Below are 20,548 nucleotides of genomic sequence, written 5' to 3'. Positions count from 1 at the left end.
CGTTCCCCGCTCAGAAGTCGTTGATCACCAGTTTCTTCATCTTCAGCATATGCTCGAATGCGCCGGGTCGCTCCATCAGCTCGCCCATGTTCGAGGGCACGATCTGCCAGCTCACCCCGAATTTGTCGGTCAGCCAGCCGCAGGCCTCGGCTTCAGGCACCGCGGACAGCGCCTCCCAGACGCGGTCGATCTCCGCCTGGCCATCGCATGGCCATTCCAGCGAGACGCCGGGAGTGAAGGTGAAGTCCTGCGGCACGGCCGAATCCATGGCCGCAACGCAATCCTCGCCGAGCGTGAATTGGGCGTACATCAGCGCTTCAGCGGTAGCGGCTTCGGTCGGCTCCCCGTACGGGAAGGCGCTGTCCAGTTTCGCGCCGAGCACCTGGCTGTAGTACTCGATGGCCTCGACCGCGCGGTTCTGGGCCGCACCGCCGAACATCAGCGCAGGAAAGACCGAGGCGCGCGGCTCAACGGGCTCATCGGACTCCATCAGCTGCCAGGAGACACCGTACTTGTCGTTCACCCAGCCGTAGCGCGCGCTGAACGGGTAGGTGTCCAGCGGCATCAGCGCCGTGCCGCCCTCCAGCAGCGCGGCCCAGGTGGCATCGAGGGACTCGCGCTGGCCGGCGTTGAAGACCACGATGATCGAGATCGCCGGATTGGGCATGAATTCCTGGCCCGCGTTGATCAGCGTGATCTTGGTTCCCCGCACCCACAGCGAAACGGTCAGCGCCTTGCCGGCGAAGGGTTCCTGGAATTCCAGCAGGCCCTCGGTGGGATAGCGCGATTCGACTTCGGTTTTTGCCTCCGGCAGGGCGCGGGCATAGAATTCCCCCGCTTCCTCTGCAGTGCCTTGCATCCATAAATTGACGGTGAGCTTTTGCATGACGGTCCTCCTACCTGGGCGATGCTCCAAAGCTACCCCGCAGGGCCCTCCAGCAACAGATGGGCCAGCGAACTTTCAGCCCCGATTCATCTGCTCGTCCCGCGTTGTTCGCCCGGTGAACTCGTCCATCGAGCGGTATACGCCGATAACCTTGCCGGCCACGAAATCCCAGGCCGGCCGCGGCAGCACGCCGCGCAGCAGCTGGCCCAGCTTGCTGGTCCACGGCATCAGCACCAGCGGCGTGCCGGCAAGCATCGCCCGCCACGCCCGGTCCACCACGACTTCCGGCTCCAGGATCGGGGTCAGCAGCATCGGCTTGGCGCCCGCGAACATGCCGGTGCTGATATAGGTCGGGCAAATGGTGCTCACGGCGATCTGGTCGTTGCCTTCCAGCTCCAGCCGCAGCGAATCGCTGAAGGACAGGGCCGCAGCCTTGGAGGCCGCGTAGACGCTCATATTCGGGTTGGACACCAGCGCGGCCGCCGAGGCGATGGTCAGCACCCGGCCCTTGCCCCGTCGGCCCAGCTGCGGAAGCAGGGCGTGGGTCAAGTACATCGGGGCGAGCGCGTTCACCTGCATGGCCGCGGTGATCTGCGCGGTGCTGTGCTTCGCGAAGGAGGTGCCGGTGACCACCCCGGCGTTGTTGACCAGCACGTCGATTCCCCCGCCCTCCACCGCCGTGGCGGCGTAGCGCTGGATTTGGCTCTGGTCGGCAAGGTCCACCACATGGGTCTCGACAGTGCCGCCGAGCTGGCGCAGCTCCTCGGCAGCCGCGTCGAGCTTGGCCGCGTCGATGTCCCAGATGACCACCCGTGCCGCGCCCTCGAGGCAAGCCTGCCTGGCGAAAAGCAAACCCATGCCCTGCGCGGCCCCGGTGACAAGGACGTGCAAACCGGCTACCGACTGGAGAGGTGTCTTGCCCATCAGTGAACTCCTTGAGGATCAGTATGGCAACAGCCTAGCCTGTGGCGCGGATTACACTTGGCTCATTTTCATCGAGCGCGCCCAGCAAACACCGCTAGCCTTGGATCATTGGACCGACTCGTCGAAAGGACGACCGTGCGCATTGACCGCCTGGACGCGGATTTGATCGAACTGCTCACCGAATCGCCGATGCTTCCGGTGATGGAGTGCGCCCGGCGCTTGGGTGTTGCCCGCGGCACGATCAGCAGCCGGCTGGCCCGGCTCCACGAGGCCGGCGTCATCCAGGGCATCGTCCCGCGGGTCAAGCCTGCGGGGTTCGGGTACACGCTGGTCGCGTTCTGCCAGGTGGAGATCATCCAGCGCTACGGGCACGATCCGGTCGCGAGCGCATTGGAGGAATCCATCCCGGAAATCCTCGACATGTACACCGTGACCGGCAGTTCGGACTTGCAGCTGCGCGTTGTGGCCCGGACCCCCGAGGACCTGCAGGCGATTTTCAACCGCATCAACAAGGTGCCGGGTGTGGCAAGGACCTCATCCTCCTTCGCCCTGCACGAGCATTTCCAGGGAAGGACACTGCCACTGGTCGCAGCGTGCGCTAGGGCCGAGGCAGAAGTGGAAAACACTGGGCAGATTGACTAGTAAAATGGGTTGATTGGCGGCGATTGCTATGCAGCCTGCATAGAAACAGGGTTTGCGATTGCGCCGGCAGATTCATTCAACCTACAGTCGATGCTTGTGAATCGCGACACGCGAGGATATGAGCAGGGCCACCGCTGACCACGCACCACGGCTTTGTCATACGAACGATTGCCAACCTCGTGCAGCTCTGGCAGTCAGAGAGGAAACTCATGACCCTTCACCAGCGCCCCTCCTTGCAGGAAGTGCCCGCTTACAAGCAGGGCAAGCCCGCAGCCGCTGGAGCCTCCAAGCTCTCATCCAACGAATCCCCGCATAGCCCGCTGCCCTCGGTGCTGTCCAGCATCCAGGAGGGCCTGGCCACGATCCACCGCTACCCGAGCATCGCGGCGCCCGAATTGACCGGCGCCCTCAGCTCGCAGTTCGGCGTCCCGGCGGAGCACATCACCCTGGGCGCGGGCTCGGTCGAGGTCGCGGCCCAGATCATCCATGCGGTTGCCGCCGAGGGCGACGAAGTCATCTACGCGTGGCGCTCCTTCGAGGCGTATCCTTCGCTGGTGCGGATCGCCGGCGCCACCCCGGTCGAGGTGCCCCTGGATGCCGATAGCCGCCACGATCTGCCCGCCATGCTGGCCGCGATCACCGATAAGACCCGATTGGTCTTCATCTGCAACCCGAACAACCCGACCGGCACGGTGGTGGAGGCCCGCGCGCTGGATGAGTTCATCAATGCCGTGCCGCGCAACGTGCTGGTCGTCGTCGACGAAGCCTACGTGCACTTCGACCGCTCGGCCGTGCGGGCCGATGGCATCGAGCTGTTCCGCAAGTACCCGCATGTGGCCGTGCTGCACACCTTCTCCAAGGCCTACGGCCTGGCTGGCCTGCGCGTCGGATACGCCATCAGCCCGCTGGAAGTTGCCGGGAACCTGCGCAAGGTGGCCGTGCCATTTGGCGTCTCCGACTTGGCACAGCGCGCGGCGGTGGCCTCGCTGGCCGCCATCGGCGAGCTGTCGCTGCGCATCGAGGAAGTCGTCACCCAGCGCGAGCGGATGTACGAGGGCCTGGCCGCTGCCGGGTACCCGGTCGTGAAGTCGCAGGCGAACTTCGTCTGGGTGGATGCCGGAGAGGCGACCGAAGAGCTTGAAGCCAAGCTCGCCGCCGGCGGTGTGGTGGTTCGCGCCTTCCCCGGAGACGGGTTGAGGATTTCCTCCGGTACCGCACACGACGTCGATCGCGTGCTCGCGGCCCTGCCCGTCCAGGAGGCCACCGCGTGAGCGCAGTCAAAGCCCCCGAGCAGCTGCATACCGGGCTGACCCGGCGCCAGATTTCCATGATGGGCCTGGGCGGCGCGATCGGCGCTGGCCTGTTCGTCGGCTCCGGCCAGGCCATTTCCATCGCTGGTCCGGCAGTGCTGGTCTCCTACCTGATCGCTGGAACCGTGATCATCGTGATCATGGCCATGCTCGCGGAGATGGTAGCCGCCAATCCGTCCTCCGGCGCGTTCTCCACCTTCGCTGGCCAAGCCATGGGGCGCAGCGCAGGGTCCACCCTGGGCTGGCTCTACTGGATCCAGCTGGTCGTGGTGATCGCGGCCGAGGCAACCGGGGCCGCGGCTATTACTGCCGGCTGGGTTCCGGCCTTCCCGCAGTGGGCATGGGTGCTCGGCTTCGTGGTGGTCCTGACCGGAGCGAATCTGCTCGGCGTAAGGAATTACGGCCGTTTCGAATACTGGTTTGCCGTGATCAAGGTGGCTGCGATCATCGCGTTCCTGGTCTTCGGCGCCTTGGTGCTGACCCGGGTGATCCCGACGCCGGAACCAGTTGGCTTCGCCAATCTGGCCGCCCATGGCGGCTTCGCCCCCGGTGGCATGGCCGGCATCGCCGCCGCAGTCCTGATCGTCATCTTCTCCTTCGGCGGTACCGAGGTGGTGTCCATCGCGGCCGCCGAGTCCAAGGACCCGGCCGGCAACATCAAGCGCGTGGTCAAGTCCGTGATGATGCGTATCCTGTTCTTCTACCTCGGCTCGATCCTGGTCATTGTCGCCCTGGTGCCCTGGAATGATCCGGCGATCGTGGACGGCCCATTTGCGGCTGCACTGGATGTCATGCACATTCCAGGCGTGGGCTTCTTGATGAACGCCGTGGTCGTGGTCGCCTTGCTTTCGGCGATGAACGCGAATATCTACGGTTCCTCGCGCATGCTGTACTCGCTGGGCCAGCGCAAGCTCGCCCCGAGCGCCGTCACCCACGTGACCGGCAAGGGCGTGCCGTCGAAGGCCGTGATCGCCTCCGTGGCCTTCTCCTTCCTGGCCGTGGGCCTGAACTGGATCTGGCCCGAGGCTGTGATGCCGATCTTGCTGAACGTGGTGGGTTCGACCATCATCTTCATCTGGGCGTTCATTGCCGTGACGCAGCTGATCCTGCGTCGCCGCGCGGACCGCGATGGCGGGCATCTGCCGTTGCGGCTGTGGGGTTTCCCGGGCCTGTCGATCGCTACGATCATCGTCCTTGCGGCGATTGTCGCCATCGCGATGACTGATCCCGCGGCGCGCACCCAGCTGCTGCTCACCGGCGGGCTGACCGCCGTGATCTGGGTGATCTCCAAGATCGCGCTGCGCGATAAGCGCGAGGAACCGGCGGACGCCTAGCTCCCGGAAGCCTAGGTCCAGCGATTGCTGGACCTAGGCTTTTCTTTTGGCCATTTCGGTGATCCAGATGGGAGCGAATGGTGAAATGCACCCGGCGGAGGTCGGGTAGTCCGCCAGCACCTGCAAGGTCTCGCCGATGGCCAGGGCACGTCGGCGCAAATGCTCATGCTCGATGCCGATGTGCGCCAGGGTCGTATTCATCGCCCACTGCAGGCGATCCGGTGCGGCGCTCATTCGGGCTTCGATCGTGTCAAGCAGCTGTTCCAGGTCCAGCAGTTCCGGGGCCTTGACTACCTGGTGGGCAGTCAGCTCCCAGCCGGCAGCCAGCTGTACCGGGTCGCTCTGGCTCATGAGCAGCAGGCGGAGCTCCTCGAGCAGCTTGGATTTCTTGACGATGTAGCTCAGGAACCATGCTTGGACCTTGGGAGTGCTGGCGTCTTGGCTCCACACCTGCAGCTGTTCCAAGGTAAAGCTCCGTGGTTTGGCGATCAGCAGCGCGACCAGCCGGGTTGCGGTTTCGCCGGTGGCCCAGAGTTCCTCGGCAAGCTCCTGGTTGCTCTTCAACGACTTGGCCAAGGCGCGGAGCTTGCCTAGATTCACGCCGAAATCATCGCCGTGCTTCTCATTGACCGCGCGGTACTTGGGGTCTTCGAGCTCGGCCAGTGCCTGTTGCACTTGGGCAACTGTGCTCTGGGGTGCCAGTTCCATCTATTTTCCTCTCGCTAGTTAGGCTCAACGGGTTGGCGCAGGATCGTGCGAAGCTTTTCCGGTGCCACCCTACGAGGGTCGCCGAGGTAGATCTCGTGGTGCCTGCCAGTCATGCGCAATCCCTGGCCGGGTATGAATTCGTGGTGCATCGGGGCCAGGATTTCGGCTTCTGCATCGTAGGGGCCAATGTGCAGCGTCTGCACGCATTGGCCTTCAGCAAGCGACTGGAACCGGATGCGCCCAGGGCAAGGCAACGGCTTCTTCGCCTGGGCGGTTTCCAGAGCCGTCGCGTAGTCGTCCTCGTTGATCCACGCCGGGACCATCAGCATCATGGTCCAGCTCCACTGTTCCTTGTCTCTCCGTTCGGTAAAGACCGCCATGTCCTCGGCCCACCACAAGCCTTCCAGCGGCGGGACGACATAGTCCTTGCCCTGCGCCTTGCTCGCGAATTTGAGTTTGTAGGCCACCGGATACAAGGTTTGCAGGGCTTGCTGGTACAAGTTGCTGGTATTCGGGTCACCTGATCCATCGAACATCAGGTAGTGCATCGCTGGCAGCTGCAGGACACGGAACTGCCCGGCCACGGACCGATAGCTGTCCAGCGACTTCTTGAAGTCGATTTTCGCCGTCAATGTCTCCCCTGGAATCTTTCCGCTCAGAACCACTTGCGCCATTTGAATACACCATATAGTGCGACAGCAAATCCCAGCATGAGGCCGGCCGCAATCGGGTAGCCGAAGGTCCAATGCAGTTCTGGCATGTTCTCGAAGTTCATCCCGTAAATCGCTGCAATCAAGGTCGGGGCGAAGAGGATCGCTGCCCAACCGGAAATCTTCTTCATGTCCTCGTTTTGGCGCTGGGCTACGAGGGTGGAATTGACGCTCAAGATCTGCGATAGCGCATCCCGGTATTCCACGGCTTGGGTATGCGCGCGGGTGAGGTGGTCAGTGACATCCTGCAGGTAGGTTTCCAGCTCAGCGGGCACCGGGTACTTCTTGAACCCGTCGTCGAGCGATTGCACGACCTCCAGCAATGACGCGGTCGCATGCTGCATGTCGATCACTTCTTGGCTGAGGCGATAAATGCGTTCGGTGACTGCGGCATCGCCACTGAAGACTTGCCGTTCGATCTGCTCCTTGTCGATCCCCAGGCCGTGGAGCACGGGGGCGTATCCATCAACAATCGCATCAAGTATCCGGTACAGCACTGCTTCGGCGCCCAACCGGAGCAGCTCCGGGTCTTTGAGCAGCACCTGGTCCTTGCGAAGCTTGCCGTTCCTGATTGACTCGACGAATTCCTCGCCGTCTGTACCGTCGATCCACCGGTGGTCCTGGCAGAGCACCGCCACAGCGCCTTTGCGCATCAGGATGTGGAACTCGGACAGCTCGACTTCTTCGGATTCATCGAGGTACAACGCTGAGCGAACTACCAGCAGGAGCACCTCGCCGTAGCGTTCGAGTTTAGGCCGCTGGCGGGCGTGCACGAGGTCTTCGGCCAGCACTGGATGCAGTTCCCACGCCTCGGTGAGATCGTGGATGTCAGCTTCATCTGGTGTGGGATACAAGGACAAAGCAATGCGCTGATCACCAGTCTGGCCGAACGCCAGCGCATCGGCCGCGCTCGTGCCTTCCGGAGCGGATTCCACGTTGCCATCATCAATATAGCGAACAGCCATCGAGGTATGCGACGAATTCTGGGTACCGAAAAATGGTCGGGAATTCGCAGCCCGGCGTTGAACACGTGACATATTGCTCCTGAATGATCTTCGTTCATTCAAGTATCGCAACTCCGGCGAGAATATCGGCGCTGAAACGGTCCTCCGCTTGTCGGCGGCTGAATCTTGCTAGGGGGATCTCAAGGTTCGACGATTTCTACGTCCAGCTCCCCCGCGCGCCACTTCGCTGTCGTTTCATCCGCCAACGCTTCAGCTTCCAATGCCTCTGCGGGAGTCATGAAATACGTATTGATCCGCAATTTCTGTTCCGGATCCAATTCTGGTGAAAGCAATACCATCGGCCTGCTCTCCGGAATCTTCACCGCGTGGAACAACCCGCAATGCCGGGCAGTGTGGTGTATCAGGCAATTCAACCCGGCAGACTTGATATCCGTTCGTCCACCCTTTTCCCACGCGTCCAGATGATCAATTTCGCACCGTTCTACGGGCATGCTGCATCCAGGATAGGAACAGCCCCGGTAGGCGGCTCGGATCGCACGGCGCTGGGACTTCGAATACAGTCGTTGCGTCCGGCCTAAATCGAGGGGCAGGCTCTGGCCATTGAGCACTACCGGATACACTCCGGCATTGCACAGCGCAGTTCTGACTTCACCAGCAGACAAGGACATCCCACTGCTGGTGACCGCGAAGTCTTGTGCTTGCTCTTGCATCTTGTCCCAATTCAGAATGATGCTCACCTGCGGTGCGACCAACCCAGCACGTTGACCCGGCGGGTCACTGGTGCTCGTCCTGTCACTCATCAGCATTGCCATGAATCCAACTAAACGGCGTCGCTCGGGCTTCAAATCCTCCCATGGAGTGACTGCACCATTGGTAGCTGATTCAGTATTACGTTCTTCAGGATCCCCCGGCCGGCAACATTCTTCCTCGTCATCCGAGGTCTCCGAAACTTGTTCGTTGTTGTCTGCCGGCGGACTATCGTCTTCGGTTTCTTCGTCCGCCACCGGATCGTCTTTTGCCCAGTCCGGTTTGGACTCCGCATCGTCCCAACCGGAGTCCTGCTGACCCGTGAATTGAGCCTCGGCGTCTTTCAAGCCGTCCCTGTTCCCGGCCACGGTGGCAGGATTGTCCAGTTGCGCGAAGTAGGCCTCGATATACGCCGCCTGGGAGGGCAACACACGAAGCGTATACTCGATCAGGCCCTGGCGCATGCCCTTCTTGAAGATGCCAATGCGCTCCAGCAGAGCTTTCAGCGGGCGTTTGCCGGCTTTCACCTGAGCCACCAAGTCATTGATGTGCTTACGAGCCGATTTGGGTTCTGAGCGCAGGAAAGCGACTGATTCTGCTTCCAATCGCGCTTTCTCCGCCTGGCCGGTTTCATCGTCGCCGAAATCATTACGTGCCGAATGCAGCTTCAAGGCCGTAGAAGCTACCAATCGCGGGTCCACATTCGGGGCTTCGAATTGCGCGGCTAGCTCCGGGAGCCACGGCTCTACCGGTTGCCCTGCTTGATCGACACCACCTAGCAGGCAGTCGGCTTGGACTAGCCGAGTTCCTGCAGTGCCGCGCGGAATATTCAGCCAGTCGGTCATCATGCCTTTGGCGTCTTTGAAATGGGTGCGCCCGGTAGTGGCATGTCCTTCGGCGGCTTCAAGTTGTTCCAGCGTGGGATCGACACCAGCATCGCTGACCGCTTGGAAGGAGGCCTGATCAAGTTTGTGTGCACCGGTGCGGCGTAGGGCATGAGCTGCGTGGATCTGTGCCCGACTGAGCTTTTGGTTGATTTCCTCGACATACAGCGCGAATATCGCAGCGTGGCCGGCCGGTACGTCGCCGGACAGGATCGAAGTAGCCAAGGCGATTAGCTTGCCCGCCTCGACCAGATTCGATAGTGCTTGTGCCGTCACTGTGCTCATGGGATACAGCATGCCGTGGGCATCGCGGGCACCGGCGGTGGGCAACACGGTTTGTGGAAAACAAAAAATCCTGAAATCTCGGACAAACCGAAATTTCAGGATTTTAATTTGTGGAGGTAAGGGGATTCGAACCCCTGACCTTCTGCATGCCATGCAGACGCGCTACCAACTGCGCCATACCCCCAAAAGGATTGCTGCCCTGATCAGGCAACTCCATAATCATAGATGACTACCTGATCAGGATGCAAATTGAGGGTTACTTCTGGTTTTCAGAAAGTTCCTCAGGCAGCTCGATGACTGGGCAGTCGGCCCACAGGCGTTCGAGCGCGTAGAAGATGCGGTCTTCCTGGTGCTGAACGTGGACGACTACGTCGCCGTAGTCCAGCAGGACCCAGCGTCCCTGGCCGAAGCCTTCACGGCGAATCGGACGCATGCTGTACTCGTCGAGCACCTCAGCGACGATTTCATCGACGATTGCGTTCACCTGAGGTTCTGATCCACCAGAGACAATCAAGAAAGCGTCGGTGACGCCCAAGCGGTCGGCAACGTCCAGCGCGACCATGTTTTCTGCCATCTTCTCGGAAGCCGCGTGCGCGGCAACTTTCACGAGGGCAATTGATTCGGCGTGTGCTCCCATAGAGTGGAGTGTCTCCTTATAGAGGTGTAGATCGAGAACCTAATTGTCCTACGAAAACTAGTTGCCAAGCAACATGATCAAGCCAGCAATCAATGCTGCACCGCCCACGCTGAGGGCGACGATCATCGCGATCAGCATGTTATTGGCGCGGCGGAGGCCGTGCGCCTGCACGTCAAGTGGCTGCAATCCCTGTGCATTGACCGCATCGATGCGTGGCATGTCAACGTCCGGGGCCGGTTGGGCCGTATGGGTTTCAGCCTTCTGATCCGCCGGCGCCTTTGGCGCAGGCTTAGCGGCTGGTTTTGCAACTGGCTTGGCTGCAGGCTTGGCCGGTGCCTTGGCCGCAGGCTTGGCGGGGGCCTTCGCTGCGGGTTTGGGCGCCGGCTTGGCCATAGGCTTCTTGGCTGCTGGTGCCGCTTCGTCCTTCTTGGAGCTGAGCTTGCCGCCGGCGTTGAAGTCCAGCGAAACACTCTGGGTCTTGGGCCCTTGCACGCCGGTTTTGGCGATGCGGTCCTCGACCTCGCGAATGTTGCCCATGGCGCCGGTGAAAGGATCGGAGGCCTTGTCGTCCTTGCCCTGGTTGGCATTCTGGATGCGCAGGCGTTCACGTTCCGCGGCACGGCGGGAAATGATGGCCGCGCGGGCTGCCATTTCACGCTGGTGGGCGAGCACTTCGAGATCGATCTCGGAATCGTCCTCCCCCAGCAGGTTTGGATCGACCGGGGTCTTCGGCGCGTGGGCACGGCGGGCGGCTAGCGCCTGCTCGACGCTCATGACCGTAGTCTCCGGGTCGTCTTCCTTGGGCGCAGGCTTCTTGGCGGCCGGGGCCTTCGGCTCGGCCTTGCCCTGGTCTGCCAGCGCCTGGAGGCGCAGTTGACGGCGGGTCAGCGGCTTAGGTTCCTCCGCGGGGGCGACCGTTGGAATATTAGTGGTCAGCGCGCCGACCTCTTCTTCCAGTCGACGACGCTCGCGCAAGGCCTCGCGGTCACGGGCACGGCGCAACGACGCCCGTTCACCCAGGGACTCTTCGGACTGTGGTGCGCTAGCTGGCTCAGCTGCAGGCTTTGCGCTGGGAGCCTTGGCTGGGGCTCCAGCCGGCTTGGCCGCTTCTGGCTTGGCACCTGCGGTCTTGGCGGCTGGCTTGGCCGGCTGCGGCTTGGCTGGAGCTGGTTTTGCCGGCTCTGGCTTGGGTGCAGGCTTGGCCGGCTGCGGCTTGGCTGGAGCTGGTTTTGCTGGCTCTGCCTTGGGTGCCGGCTTGGCCTTTGGGGTCGCGTCAGATTTCGCTGGCTTCGCCGAATCCTCGGCCTTTTCCGCGCTTTTCGACGCGTGCTCCTTGGCTGCCTGCTCGGCCTTGCTGTTGGCCAGCAAAGCTTCCATCTCAGCACGTCGTTTTTCGCGCAGAGCTCGCCTGCTTGAAACCGGCTGCGAGTTATCGCTCATCCTGATACTTCTCCCGACCGCATAGACAAATACCGTCACCCTTACCTAGAGATTATGCCGTGCTACCCCACCTTATGTGAGGTTACGACTCGGTATACAGCCCATATTTTGCAATGTACTGCACCACACCGTCCGGCACAAGATACCAAACCGGCTTGTCGGCGGCGACACGCTCCCGGCAATCGGTAGAGGAAATTGCCAGTGCCGGAATTTCCAATTGCGAGACATTGTCGCGACCCACATCCGCGATGACATAGCCAGGGCGGCTCACGCCAACGAAGTGGGCGAGGTCGAAGACCTGGTCGATGTCGCGCCAGCTCATGATCTGGCTCATCGCGTCGGCACCGGTAATGAAGAAGAGCTCCGCATCCGGGCGCAAGGCGCGCAGATCGAGCAAGGTGTCACGCGTGTAGGTGGCGCCTTCGCGGTCGACGTCGACCCGGCTTACGGTGAAGCGCGGGTTCGACGCGGTGGCGATCACGGTCATCAGGTAGCGGTGCTCAGCGCTGGTGACCTGGCGATCGGCCTTCTGCCAAGGCTGGCCGGTGGGCACGAAAACGACCTCATCCAGGCCGTACTCGGCGGCTACCTCGCTGGCAGCGACCAAGTGGCCATTGTGGATGGGGTCAAAAGTACCGCCCATCACGCCGAGGCGCAATGGGCGGTCTTGAGGCTTTTGCTCTGCCAAGACTAGTGGCTATGTGGTACGTGAGTCTTGAACTGGCGGTGGGTGTCCTCTGGTTCAGGCTTTGCCTCGTGGCGGTTGCCTACGTTGGTGTAGGAAACGGTAATCAGCAGCAGGACCATCAGTGCTGCGAAGATGCCCCCACCGACGATCACAGCGAAAGTGTGAGGATCCATGCCGGTGGAAGCGGCTTCCGAAGCCAAAATCAGCGCGTTCAAGATAATTCTCCAGTCGTTTTCACGAGTTCGCTAAGCCAGCAACCTGGGCGGCTGGATCAGTAGCTCGAAAAGTAACGGTACGTTTCTTCTACATCGTACCGAAAAGGGCGGTCAGAAACTATTTGCGAATGTGCCCGTCGCCCTGGACGATCCACTTGGTCGTGGTCAGTTCGGCCAGGCCCATCGGGCCGCGAGCGTGCATCTTCTGGGTCGAGATGCCTACTTCTGCGCCCAGGCCCAGCTGCCCGCCGTCGGTGAACCGGGTCGAGGCGTTGACAATCACCGCAGCCGAGTCGATCTCCGCCACGAACTGCTCGGAAGCAGCCAGCGTGGAGGTGATGATCGCCTCGGTATGGCCGGTGGAGTAGGCGCGGATGTGCTCCAGGGCCTGGTCCATGCCATCGACGACCTTCACCGCGATATCCAGGTCCAGGTACTCGTTGCGCCAGTCATCCTCCCCCGCCGGGATGGTCGGCAGCTGCGGAACCAGCGCGGCGGCTCGGTCGTCCGTGTGCAATCTCACGCCGGCTGCGGCTAGGGCCTGCAGCACTGCCGGGGCCACAGCGGCATCCTTGTGGACCAGCAGGGTCTCCACGGTGTTGCAGACGCTGGGGCGGTGGGTTTTCGCGTTGAGCAGGATATCGACGGCCATTTCCTCGTCGGCGCTCGCGTCGAGGAAGATGTGCACATTGCCTTCGCCGGTTTCGATTACCGGGACCTTGGCGGTGGTGACCACGCGCTGGATCAGCTCGCGGCCGCCACGCGGGATGAGCACGTCGATCTTTCCGCGCGCGCCCATCATGGCGTCGGCACCGGCGCGGCCGAATTCGTCGACCGAGATCACGATGTCGCGGGGCAGGGAGACGGACTCCAGCGCGTCGCGGATCACCGCGACCAGCGCCTGGTTGGAGTTCAGCGCCGCCGAACCGCCACGCAGCAGCACCGAGTTGCCGCTCTTGAGCGCCAGGCCGGCGATGTCCACGGTGACGTTCGGACGCGCTTCGTAGATGGTGCCGATGACGCCCAGCGGGACGTTGACCTGGCGCATGCGCAGGCCGTTGGGCAGGGTTTCCCCGCGCACCACGTGACCGACCGGGTCGGGCAGGCCAGCGAGTTCATGCAGCGCAGAAATCAAGCCGTCGATGCGCTTGCCATCGAGCTTCAACCGGTCCAGCAGGGCCTCGGAGGTGCCATTGGCGCGGCCGGCAGCCAGATCCTTTTCGTTGGCGCGCAGGATCATCGCACGGTTCTGGTCGATGCGCGAAGCCATGGCCGCGAGGGCGCGGTCCTTCCAGTCGCGGTTGGCGCGCTTGAGGATCCGTGCGGCGCGGCGTGCACGGTCGGCCAGCTGGTGGACGGAGGTGGTGACGTCGGTGGTCGTTTCTTCGGTGTTTACGGCATCCATACTCATGCTCCTCATTCTAGAAAATGGGTTCGATCAAAGCTAGGTCGTCAACATGCACTACTGATCTGTCGTAACCTTCGCCCAGCTCTTCAACCAGATCCGTGGTGTTGTGTCCGAGCATCTCGGGCAGTTCATGGGAGCTGAAGTTCACCAGCCCGCGAGCAAATGGGGTTCCTTCCGCGTCGCAGATCTCTACGGCGTCGCCAGCCTCGAATTCCCCGCGGACGGCGGTAATGCCGGCTGCCAGCAGCGAGTTGGTTCCCTTTTCGATGGCCTTGACTGCGCCGGCATCCAGGATCAGCTTGCCTTCGATGGAAGCCAGATAGGCCAGCCAGACGTCGCGGGCCGAACGGCGGGAGTTGCGGGCGGCGAACCAGGTGCCTACATCCTGTCCGCGCAGCGCCTTGGCGGCATTGTCGGTGCTGGTCACCAGGGTAGGAATGCCCGCCGAGGAGCTCAGGGTCGCGGCATCGACCTTGGTGATCATGCCGCCGGTGCCGACTCCGGCTGCCCCCGGGGTGCCCAGGTCCACCGCTTCGAGTTCGTCGGGGTGCTCGATGGTAGTGATGCGGCTGCCGCCGTCATCAGGGTGCGCGTCGTAGACCGAGTCCACGTCGGAGAAGAGCAGCAGCGCGTCGGCCTTGACCAGGTGGGCCACCAGCGAGGCGAGGCGGTCGTTGTCGCCGAAGCGGATTTCGCGGGTGGCGACCGCGTCATTTTCGTTCACGATGGGCAGCACGCCCAGGTTCAGCAAGCGAACCAGGGAGCGCAGCGCGTTGGTGTAGGAAGAGCGGCGCATCAGGTCGTCGGCGGTGAGCAGCACCTGGCCTACGCGCTGGTCGTACTCATCGAAAAGCTGGGTGTACTGCGCCAGCAGCAGACCCTGGCCAACGGCCGCCGCGGCCTGCTGGGTGGCAAGGTCCTTGGGACGCTTGGCCAACCCGAGCGGGGCCAGACCGGCGGCAATGGCACCTGAGGATACAAGAATGACCTCGGTACCGTTGTTGACAGTTTCAGCGAGAGTGTCCACCAGGAACTTCAACCGCTCGTGGGATATCCCGCCGCTGACCGTGGTCAGCGAGCTGGATCCAACTTTGACCACTAAGCGCTTGGCTTGAGGCAGTTGGTGGGGCGAGGTAATGGCTGAAATTGTTTTGGTGGCACTTTCACTCATACTTTAATTTTCCTCCTGGATTGCCTTTGGTTCCGCAGTCTTTCGTCCGTACTTGGAGTCAACCGATTCGGTCCAGACGCCGGCCTTGCGTTCGGCTTCCAGCTCGGCGCGAGCCGATGCCTTGGCCGCCCGGCGCTCTTCGTGCTCGGCACGCTTTTCCTCGCGGGTCTTGCGATCGCCGCGATCCTCGAGGCGGATGTCCTCGCCGCGTCGGCTGCCGCCGAGCAGTTCGGCGCCGGCTGCCATAGTTGGCTCCCAATCGAAGACCACTGCGTTGTCCTCGGCGCCGATGATTACCGCGTCCCCTGGCTTGGCGCCGGCCTTGAACAGCTGGTTTTCGACACCCAGCTTGGCCAGGCGGTCAGCCAGGTAGCCGACAGCTTCATCGTTGCGGAAATCGGTCTGCATAATCCAGCGTTCCGGCTTTTCACCGATAACTCGCCACATTGGCTCAAAGTTCTGCTCCTCGCGGCGGATGGTGAACTCGGCACGCTTGGTGGTACGTGGACGAATCACAGGCACCTCGACTACTGGGGCTTCAACAACCTGTTCAGCGCGTGCCTGCTCTACCAATTCAGCCATAGCGAAGGACAGATCACGCAATCCGTTACGCGAGAGCGCGGAGATCTCGAAGACGCGGTAACCGCGTTTTTCCAACTCAGGGCGCACGAATTCAGCCATGTCGGCACCGTCTGGCATGTCAACCTTATTAAGTGCGATCAGCTTCGGGCGCTCGATCAGCGGCACGATGGTGCCGTCGGTACCGGCGAAGGTGGAGTCGGCTTCGTAGTTGGCCAGCTCTGCTTCGATGATGTCCAGGTCGCTGATTGGGTCGCGGTCCGCTTCCAGCGAGGCGCAGTCCAGCACGTGCACGATGGCGGCACAGCGCTCAACGTGGCGCAGGAACTCGTGGCCCAGCCCCTTGCCTTCGGAGGCTCCAGGGATCAGGCCAGGCACGTCGGCGACAGTGAAGCGGGTTTCGCCTGCTTCGACGACACCCAGGTTAGGCACCAGGGTGGTGAACGGGTAGTCGGCGATCTTCGGGCGTGCCGCGGACACGGCGGCGATCAGCGAGGATTTGCCGGCCGATGGGTAGCCCACCAGCGCGATATCCGCCATGGACTTCAGTTCCAGGACAATATCCTGGCCGGTTCCGGGAATGCCCAGCAACGCGAAGCCCGGGGCCTTGCGCTTGTCCGAGGCGATGGACGCATTGCCCAGGCCGCCCATGCCGCCTATTGCGGCGATGTATTCATCGCCCGGCTTGACCAGGTCGCCGAGGATGTCGCCGTCCTTGGTCTTGATGACGGTGCCGGCAGGTACGCCCAGGACCAGGTCCTCGCCGCTCTTGCCCGGGTGCAGACCGCCCTTGCCCGGCTCGCCGTTGCCGGCCTTGCGGTGCGGCAGGTGGTGGAAGTCCAGCAGCGTGGTGACCTGGGGGTCGACGCGCAGGATGATGTCTCCGCCCTTGCCGCCGTTGCCGCCGTCGGGACCGCCAAGCGGCTTGAATTTCTCACGCTTGATGGACACACAACCGTGGCCACCATTACCTGCGGTGACATGAAGGGTTACGCGATCAACGAATGCAGCCACGGGGCCATCTTCTCCTAGTACGGGGTTGCGAGGGTTACTCGCTTAAAAGTCTAACTATGCACGCAAGGGGCGGACCGAAATCGGCCCACCCCTTGTGTACTAAAAAATTTGCCTGTTGCCTGAATTAGGCAGCAGCCACAATGTTCACCACGCGGCGACCACGACGGGTGCCGAACTCGACTGCGCCAGCAGCCAATGCGAACAGGGTGTCATCCTTGCCACGGCCTACGCCGGCGCCTGGGTGGAAGTGGGTGCCACGCTGGCGAACGATGATTTCGCCTGCCTTGACTTCCTGTCCACCATAGCGCTTTACGCCTAGGTACTGTGCGTTGGAATCGCGACCGTTGCGAGTGGAACTCGCACCTTTCTTATGTGCCATGCCTTTTAGCCTCTTTCGCTACAAAAATGGATTCTACGATTGCCTGAATTAGGCGATCGAGGTGACCTTGACCTTGGTCAGAGCGGCACGGAAGCCCTGGCGCTTCTTGTAACCGGTCTTGTTCTTGTACTTCTGGATTACGATCTTCTCGCCGCGAAGGTTTTCTACAACCTCAGCGGTGACCGTGACCTTAGCCAGATCGGCAGCTGCGGAAGTTACCTTCTCGCCATCTACCAACAGCAAAGCTGGAAGCTCGATGGAGCTGCCTGGGGCAGCCTGAAGACGGTCAACGGTGATGAGGTCTCCAACGGAAACCTTCTCCTGGTGGCCGCCTGCGCGGACAATTGCGTACACCACGTGGGTACTCACTTCTACTCGACGTTTATTGTCTTACCGGCGCAGATATCGACCCGAACACCCACAAAGTGGATGCGATCCCGGGGATCTCATGCGCTTGTGCCTTGACGCCGAGCGGACCAAAAGTCCGTGATCTTGGCGTTTAGCACCGATCAACTAGATTACGCTAGTCCACACCGCTGGAGCAAATACAAACTGCCCCAGCGAGGGAAGCGTGATCAAGTTCATCTATTTCAGTTCGCGTACTGGAACACCCACACCGAGCATTACCGGTTGCCCGGCAGGCTCAGCTGGCTTATCTTTCTGCGAACCGGAGGCATCCATCTGAACTACCGAACCGGTAGCGGCGGATACCTCTGCCACGAGAACCTCTGCAGTCGCATCGCCCTGGACCGAGGTGGCCCGACGACTGCGACGCTTTGGCTTCGTGGAATTCTGTGGGGCTGCCGCGGTGGCGGCAACTGGGACGGAAGCCGCGGGGCTGCTGGACTCAGCAGGCGCGCTGGCAGCAGGCATGGCCAGGCCGGTGAGCACCGGCTGGTCCTGCTGTGCCGCTTCCTGCGGACGCGAAGCACGGCGTGAACGCTTGCGCGGCTGGTCCTCGGACGTCGAGGCGGCAACAGGTTCAGGAGCAGCCTGCTGTTCCTGGTTGGCCTGAGCTTCCTCGTTGCCCGAAGCGTTTTCCTCGGACTGGTTGCGTCCGCGTCCACGGGAGCGTGAACGGCGGCGCGGCTTGCGGCTGCCGTCCTGCTCGTCGCTGGACTCATCCTGGCCCGGCAACGCTGCTTCCAGCGCTTCCAGGGTAACCGAGGCCTCGGTGCCCTGCGCAGACGCCGCGGACTTGGCCACAGGAATCTGTTCGCCCTCGATGCTCACTGCGTTTTCAGCAGCGGCATCCAGGTGCGAAGCGGCGGCAATGCTGGCCAGGGCGTTGCGCGTGGCTTCGTCCTTCTCCCCTGCTGCCGGCTCCTGCTTCTCAACTGGCTTCTGCTCGTCCTTCTCGCCGCCACGACGGCGGCGGGAGTTGCGGCTTGGCTTGTCGTTGAACTTCTTGCTGTGCGCTTCGCCCTGCGAGTTGAAGGTCTTGCGCGATTCAACTGGCTCTTCGTGGGTGATGAAGCCAGCACCTGCACAGTGCTCGCACTCTTCACCGAAGACTTCGAGCAGGCCGGTGCCCATGCGCTTGCGCGTCATCTGGACCAGACCCAGCGAGGTCACTTCAGCAACCTGGTGCTTGGTCCGGTCGCGGCCCAGGCACTCCACCAGGCGGCGCAGCACCAGATCGCGGTTGGATTCCAGGACCATGTCGATGAAGTCGATGACGATGATGCCGCCGATGTCACGCAGGCGCAGCTGGCGGACCACTTCTTCGGCCGCTTCCAGGTTGTTCTTGGTCACGGTCTCTTCGAGGTTGCCGCCCGAACCGGTGAATTTACCGGTGTTCACGTCGATGACGGTCATCGCTTCGGTGCGGTCGATGACCAGCGAACCACCCGAAGGCAGGAAGACCTTGCGGTCCAGCGCCTTGGCGATCTGCTCGTCCACACGGAAGTTGGCGAAGATGTCCTCTTCGGCTTCCCACTTCTCCAGGCGGCCCATCAGATCCGGTGCCACGTACATGACGTAGGCCTCGATGGTGTCCCAGGCGTGGTCACCGGAGACGATCAGCTTGGTGAAGTCCTCGTTGAAGACGTCGCGGACCACCTTGATGGTCAGATCGGGTTCCGAGTACAGCAGTTCCGGAGCCAGGGTCTTGGTGGAGTTGGCCTGCTCTTCGATGCCTTCCCACTGCGCACGCAGCCGGTTGATATCGTTGGTCAGTTCTTCCTCGGAAGCGCCTTCGGCGGCGGTGCGCACGATGACGCCCGCGTTTTCCGGCAGGTGGTCCTTCAGGATCTTCTTCAGGCGCTGGCGTTCGACATCAGGGAGCTTGCGCGAGATGCCGGTCATCGAACCACCTGGCACGTAGACCAGGTAGCGTCCAGGCAGGGAGATCTGGCTGGTCAGCCGGGCGCCCTTGTGGCCTACCGGGTCCTTGGTGACCTGCACCAGGACCGAGTCGCCAGCCTTCAAGGCGTTCTCAATGCGGCGCGGCGCGCCTTCGAGAGCGGCTACGTCCCAGTTCACTTCGCCTGCGTACAGCACGGCGTTGCGGCCGCGGCCGATATCCACGAAAGCAGCTTCCATGGATGGCAGCACATTCTGCACCTTGCCGACGTACACGTTGCCGATCAGCGAATCCTGCTGGGTCTTGGAGACGAAGTGCTCTGCAAGCACTCCATCTTCCAGTACGCCGATCTGGATGCGGTCCTCGCGCTGGCGCACGATCATCTTGCGCTCGACGGATTCGCGGCGGGCCAGGAACTCGGCCTCGGTGATCACCTGGCGGCGGCGACCGGTTTCGCGTGATTCGCGGCGGCGCTGGCGCTTGGCTTCCAATCGGGTGGAACCGCGCACCGAAGCGACCTTGTCGTTGACCGAGCTGTGGCTTTCGATACTGCCACGCGGGGCGCGCACACGGGTAACGGTGTTCGGCGGATCATCCTGCGAGCCGCCCTCAAGTTCCAGATCCACTTCCCCGCGGCGACGGCGGCGGCGGCGGCGCGAAGTCACGTCGTCGGCATCGGCGTCTGCCTCGGGATCTGCGGCAGCTGCGCGGCGAGCAGGTTCCTGCTTCTTCGCAACAGCCTGGGCCAGAACAGCCTGAGCTGTTTCCGGCACGGCGAAAGGATTCAAGATCATGGTGCTGCCGTGTTCGGCCAGCAGCATGCCGGTCTGGTCAACGTCGTTCGCTTCCTCAACCGGTGCAACTTCCTGCTCGGCCGGGGCAGCGATTTCAGCGCTCTGCTCCTGGACGTCTTCCTGCTTGTCCTGGACGTCTTCCTGCTTGGCCGCGGCGACCTCTACGGCCTCGTCATTCGCGGTATTGCGCACTGCCTGCGCCCGGCGTTCGGCCTGGCGGCTGGCCCGCTTGGTGGAATCAGGGGTGGAGATCTGGGTGCGGCGGGTGGCCCGCCAGCGGTATGGGCTTTCCTCGACGCCGGCAGCGGCATTGAGTTCGGCCAAGGTCATGGCGCGACGCAATGGTCGCGCGGGTGTGGTTGAAACACTGGTACGGCGGGCTCGTGTTGAACGGTTGCCCCGCTTATTACCTTGCGTTCCGCCCTTTCGTTGATTTGCTGCGCTCATTTAAATTCGCGTACTCCTACTATGTCCCGCTCGGGCATCCTCCACAGACGGCGCCGTTGCTGAAACTACAATCATC

General features: G+C 62.3%; 19 protein-coding genes and 1 tRNA gene. 3 read left to right on the top strand and 17 right to left on the bottom strand.

Annotated elements, in window-relative coordinates; genetic code table 11:
* Positions 1 to 10: 10 nt before the first annotated feature.
* Together ACIOTN_RS04100 and ACIOTN_RS04095 are read right to left on the bottom strand one after the other, a co-directional pair.
* On the bottom strand, positions 11 to 886 hold the full coding sequence (locus ACIOTN_RS04100; protein ID WP_105661415.1) for a VOC family protein: 876 nt from the start codon (positions 884 to 886) through the stop codon (positions 11 to 13).
* A gap of 75 nt (positions 887 to 961) precedes the next feature.
* A complete protein-coding gene (locus tag ACIOTN_RS04095) occupies positions 962 to 1,810 on the bottom strand; it encodes an SDR family oxidoreductase (RefSeq protein ID WP_105661416.1) in 849 nt (282 codons plus the stop codon).
* Between the two features lie 135 nt (positions 1,811 to 1,945).
* Here ACIOTN_RS04095 and ACIOTN_RS04090 point away from each other — a divergent pair, with 135 nt between their 5' ends.
* The 3 genes from ACIOTN_RS04090 (at position 1,946) to ACIOTN_RS04080 (ending at position 5,096) form a co-directional block, all read left to right on the top strand.
* Positions 1,946 to 2,452 carry an Lrp/AsnC family transcriptional regulator gene (locus tag ACIOTN_RS04090; RefSeq protein WP_133833499.1) on the top strand — a complete coding sequence of 169 codons (507 nt, stop codon included), beginning with the start codon at positions 1,946 to 1,948 and terminating at the stop codon, positions 2,450 to 2,452.
* Between the two features lie 209 nt (positions 2,453 to 2,661).
* Positions 2,662 to 3,723, top strand: a complete 1,062-nt coding sequence (gene hisC, locus ACIOTN_RS04085) for a histidinol-phosphate transaminase (RefSeq protein WP_105661417.1) — start codon at positions 2,662 to 2,664, stop codon at positions 3,721 to 3,723.
* A complete protein-coding gene (locus ACIOTN_RS04080; protein ID WP_105658504.1) occupies positions 3,720 to 5,096 on the top strand; it encodes an amino acid permease in 1,377 nt (458 codons plus the stop codon). Before hisC ends, ACIOTN_RS04080 begins: the two co-directional genes overlap by 4 nt.
* Before the next feature lie 33 nt (positions 5,097 to 5,129).
* Here the strand turns inward: ACIOTN_RS04080 and ACIOTN_RS04075 are convergent, their stop codons facing one another.
* The 15 genes from ACIOTN_RS04075 to ACIOTN_RS04005 form a co-directional block, all read right to left on the bottom strand.
* Positions 5,130 to 5,804 (bottom strand): DNA alkylation repair protein, encoded by a 675-nt coding sequence (locus ACIOTN_RS04075; protein WP_105661418.1) that lies wholly within the window; start codon positions 5,802 to 5,804, stop codon positions 5,130 to 5,132.
* A gap of 14 nt (positions 5,805 to 5,818) precedes the next feature.
* Positions 5,819 to 6,478, bottom strand: coding sequence for a GyrI-like domain-containing protein (locus tag ACIOTN_RS04070; protein ID WP_105661419.1), 660 nt, complete (start codon positions 6,476 to 6,478; stop codon positions 5,819 to 5,821).
* Entirely contained in the window at positions 6,460 to 7,479 is a 1,020-nt protein-coding gene (locus ACIOTN_RS04065; protein WP_353616140.1) for a magnesium and cobalt transport protein CorA, read from the bottom strand. Before ACIOTN_RS04065 ends, ACIOTN_RS04070 begins: the two co-directional genes overlap by 19 nt.
* A gap of 179 nt (positions 7,480 to 7,658) precedes the next feature.
* Positions 7,659 to 9,395, bottom strand: coding sequence for an HNH endonuclease signature motif containing protein (locus ACIOTN_RS04060; RefSeq protein ID WP_105661571.1), 1,737 nt, complete (start codon positions 9,393 to 9,395; stop codon positions 7,659 to 7,661).
* A 111-nt stretch (positions 9,396 to 9,506) separates the two neighbouring features.
* Positions 9,507 to 9,579, bottom strand: a tRNA-Ala gene (locus ACIOTN_RS04055).
* Positions 9,580 to 9,651: 72 nt separating this feature from the next.
* Positions 9,652 to 10,032 carry a ribosome silencing factor gene (gene rsfS, locus ACIOTN_RS04050; protein WP_105658500.1) on the bottom strand — a complete coding sequence of 127 codons (381 nt, stop codon included), beginning with the start codon at positions 10,030 to 10,032 and terminating at the stop codon, positions 9,652 to 9,654.
* Positions 10,033 to 10,089: 57 nt separating this feature from the next.
* Positions 10,090 to 11,472 carry a hypothetical protein gene (locus tag ACIOTN_RS04045; protein ID WP_146112903.1) on the bottom strand — a complete coding sequence of 461 codons (1,383 nt, stop codon included), beginning with the start codon at positions 11,470 to 11,472 and terminating at the stop codon, positions 10,090 to 10,092.
* Between the two features lie 82 nt (positions 11,473 to 11,554).
* Positions 11,555 to 12,160, bottom strand: coding sequence for a nicotinate-nucleotide adenylyltransferase (gene nadD, locus ACIOTN_RS04040; RefSeq protein WP_105658499.1), 606 nt, complete (start codon positions 12,158 to 12,160; stop codon positions 11,555 to 11,557).
* 2 nt (positions 12,161 to 12,162) lie between these two features.
* Positions 12,163 to 12,375: a hypothetical protein gene (locus tag ACIOTN_RS04035; RefSeq protein ID WP_105658498.1), complete on the bottom strand. Its 213-nt coding sequence runs from the start codon at positions 12,373 to 12,375 to the stop codon at positions 12,163 to 12,165.
* A 118-nt stretch (positions 12,376 to 12,493) separates the two neighbouring features.
* Positions 12,494 to 13,780, bottom strand: a complete 1,287-nt coding sequence (locus ACIOTN_RS04030) for a glutamate-5-semialdehyde dehydrogenase (protein WP_402734982.1) — start codon at positions 13,778 to 13,780, stop codon at positions 12,494 to 12,496.
* Positions 13,781 to 13,796: 16 nt separating this feature from the next.
* Positions 13,797 to 14,954 carry a glutamate 5-kinase gene (gene proB / locus ACIOTN_RS04025; protein WP_105658496.1) on the bottom strand — a complete coding sequence of 386 codons (1,158 nt, stop codon included), beginning with the start codon at positions 14,952 to 14,954 and terminating at the stop codon, positions 13,797 to 13,799.
* A 3-nt stretch (positions 14,955 to 14,957) separates the two neighbouring features.
* Positions 14,958 to 16,547 carry a GTPase ObgE gene (gene obgE, locus ACIOTN_RS04020; protein WP_402734799.1) on the bottom strand — a complete coding sequence of 530 codons (1,590 nt, stop codon included), beginning with the start codon at positions 16,545 to 16,547 and terminating at the stop codon, positions 14,958 to 14,960.
* Between the two features lie 124 nt (positions 16,548 to 16,671).
* Complete coding sequence (rpmA, locus tag ACIOTN_RS04015; protein ID WP_013349162.1) at positions 16,672 to 16,926, bottom strand: 50S ribosomal protein L27; 255 nt, start codon at positions 16,924 to 16,926, stop codon at positions 16,672 to 16,674.
* Positions 16,927 to 16,974: 48 nt separating this feature from the next.
* Positions 16,975 to 17,283 (bottom strand): 50S ribosomal protein L21, encoded by a 309-nt coding sequence (gene rplU / locus ACIOTN_RS04010; protein ID WP_013349163.1) that lies wholly within the window; start codon positions 17,281 to 17,283, stop codon positions 16,975 to 16,977.
* Between the two features lie 228 nt (positions 17,284 to 17,511).
* Complete coding sequence (locus ACIOTN_RS04005; protein ID WP_105661423.1) at positions 17,512 to 20,355, bottom strand: Rne/Rng family ribonuclease; 2,844 nt, start codon at positions 20,353 to 20,355, stop codon at positions 17,512 to 17,514.
* Between the last annotated feature and the right edge of the window lie 193 nt (positions 20,356 to 20,548).

The sequence above is a fragment of the Glutamicibacter sp. NPDC087661 genome (assembly GCF_044743275.1).
Classification (GTDB): Bacteria; Actinomycetota; Actinomycetes; order Actinomycetales; family Micrococcaceae; genus Glutamicibacter.
Note: the sequence above shows the minus strand (reverse complement) of the source record. Positions and strands in the feature narration are given on the sequence as shown.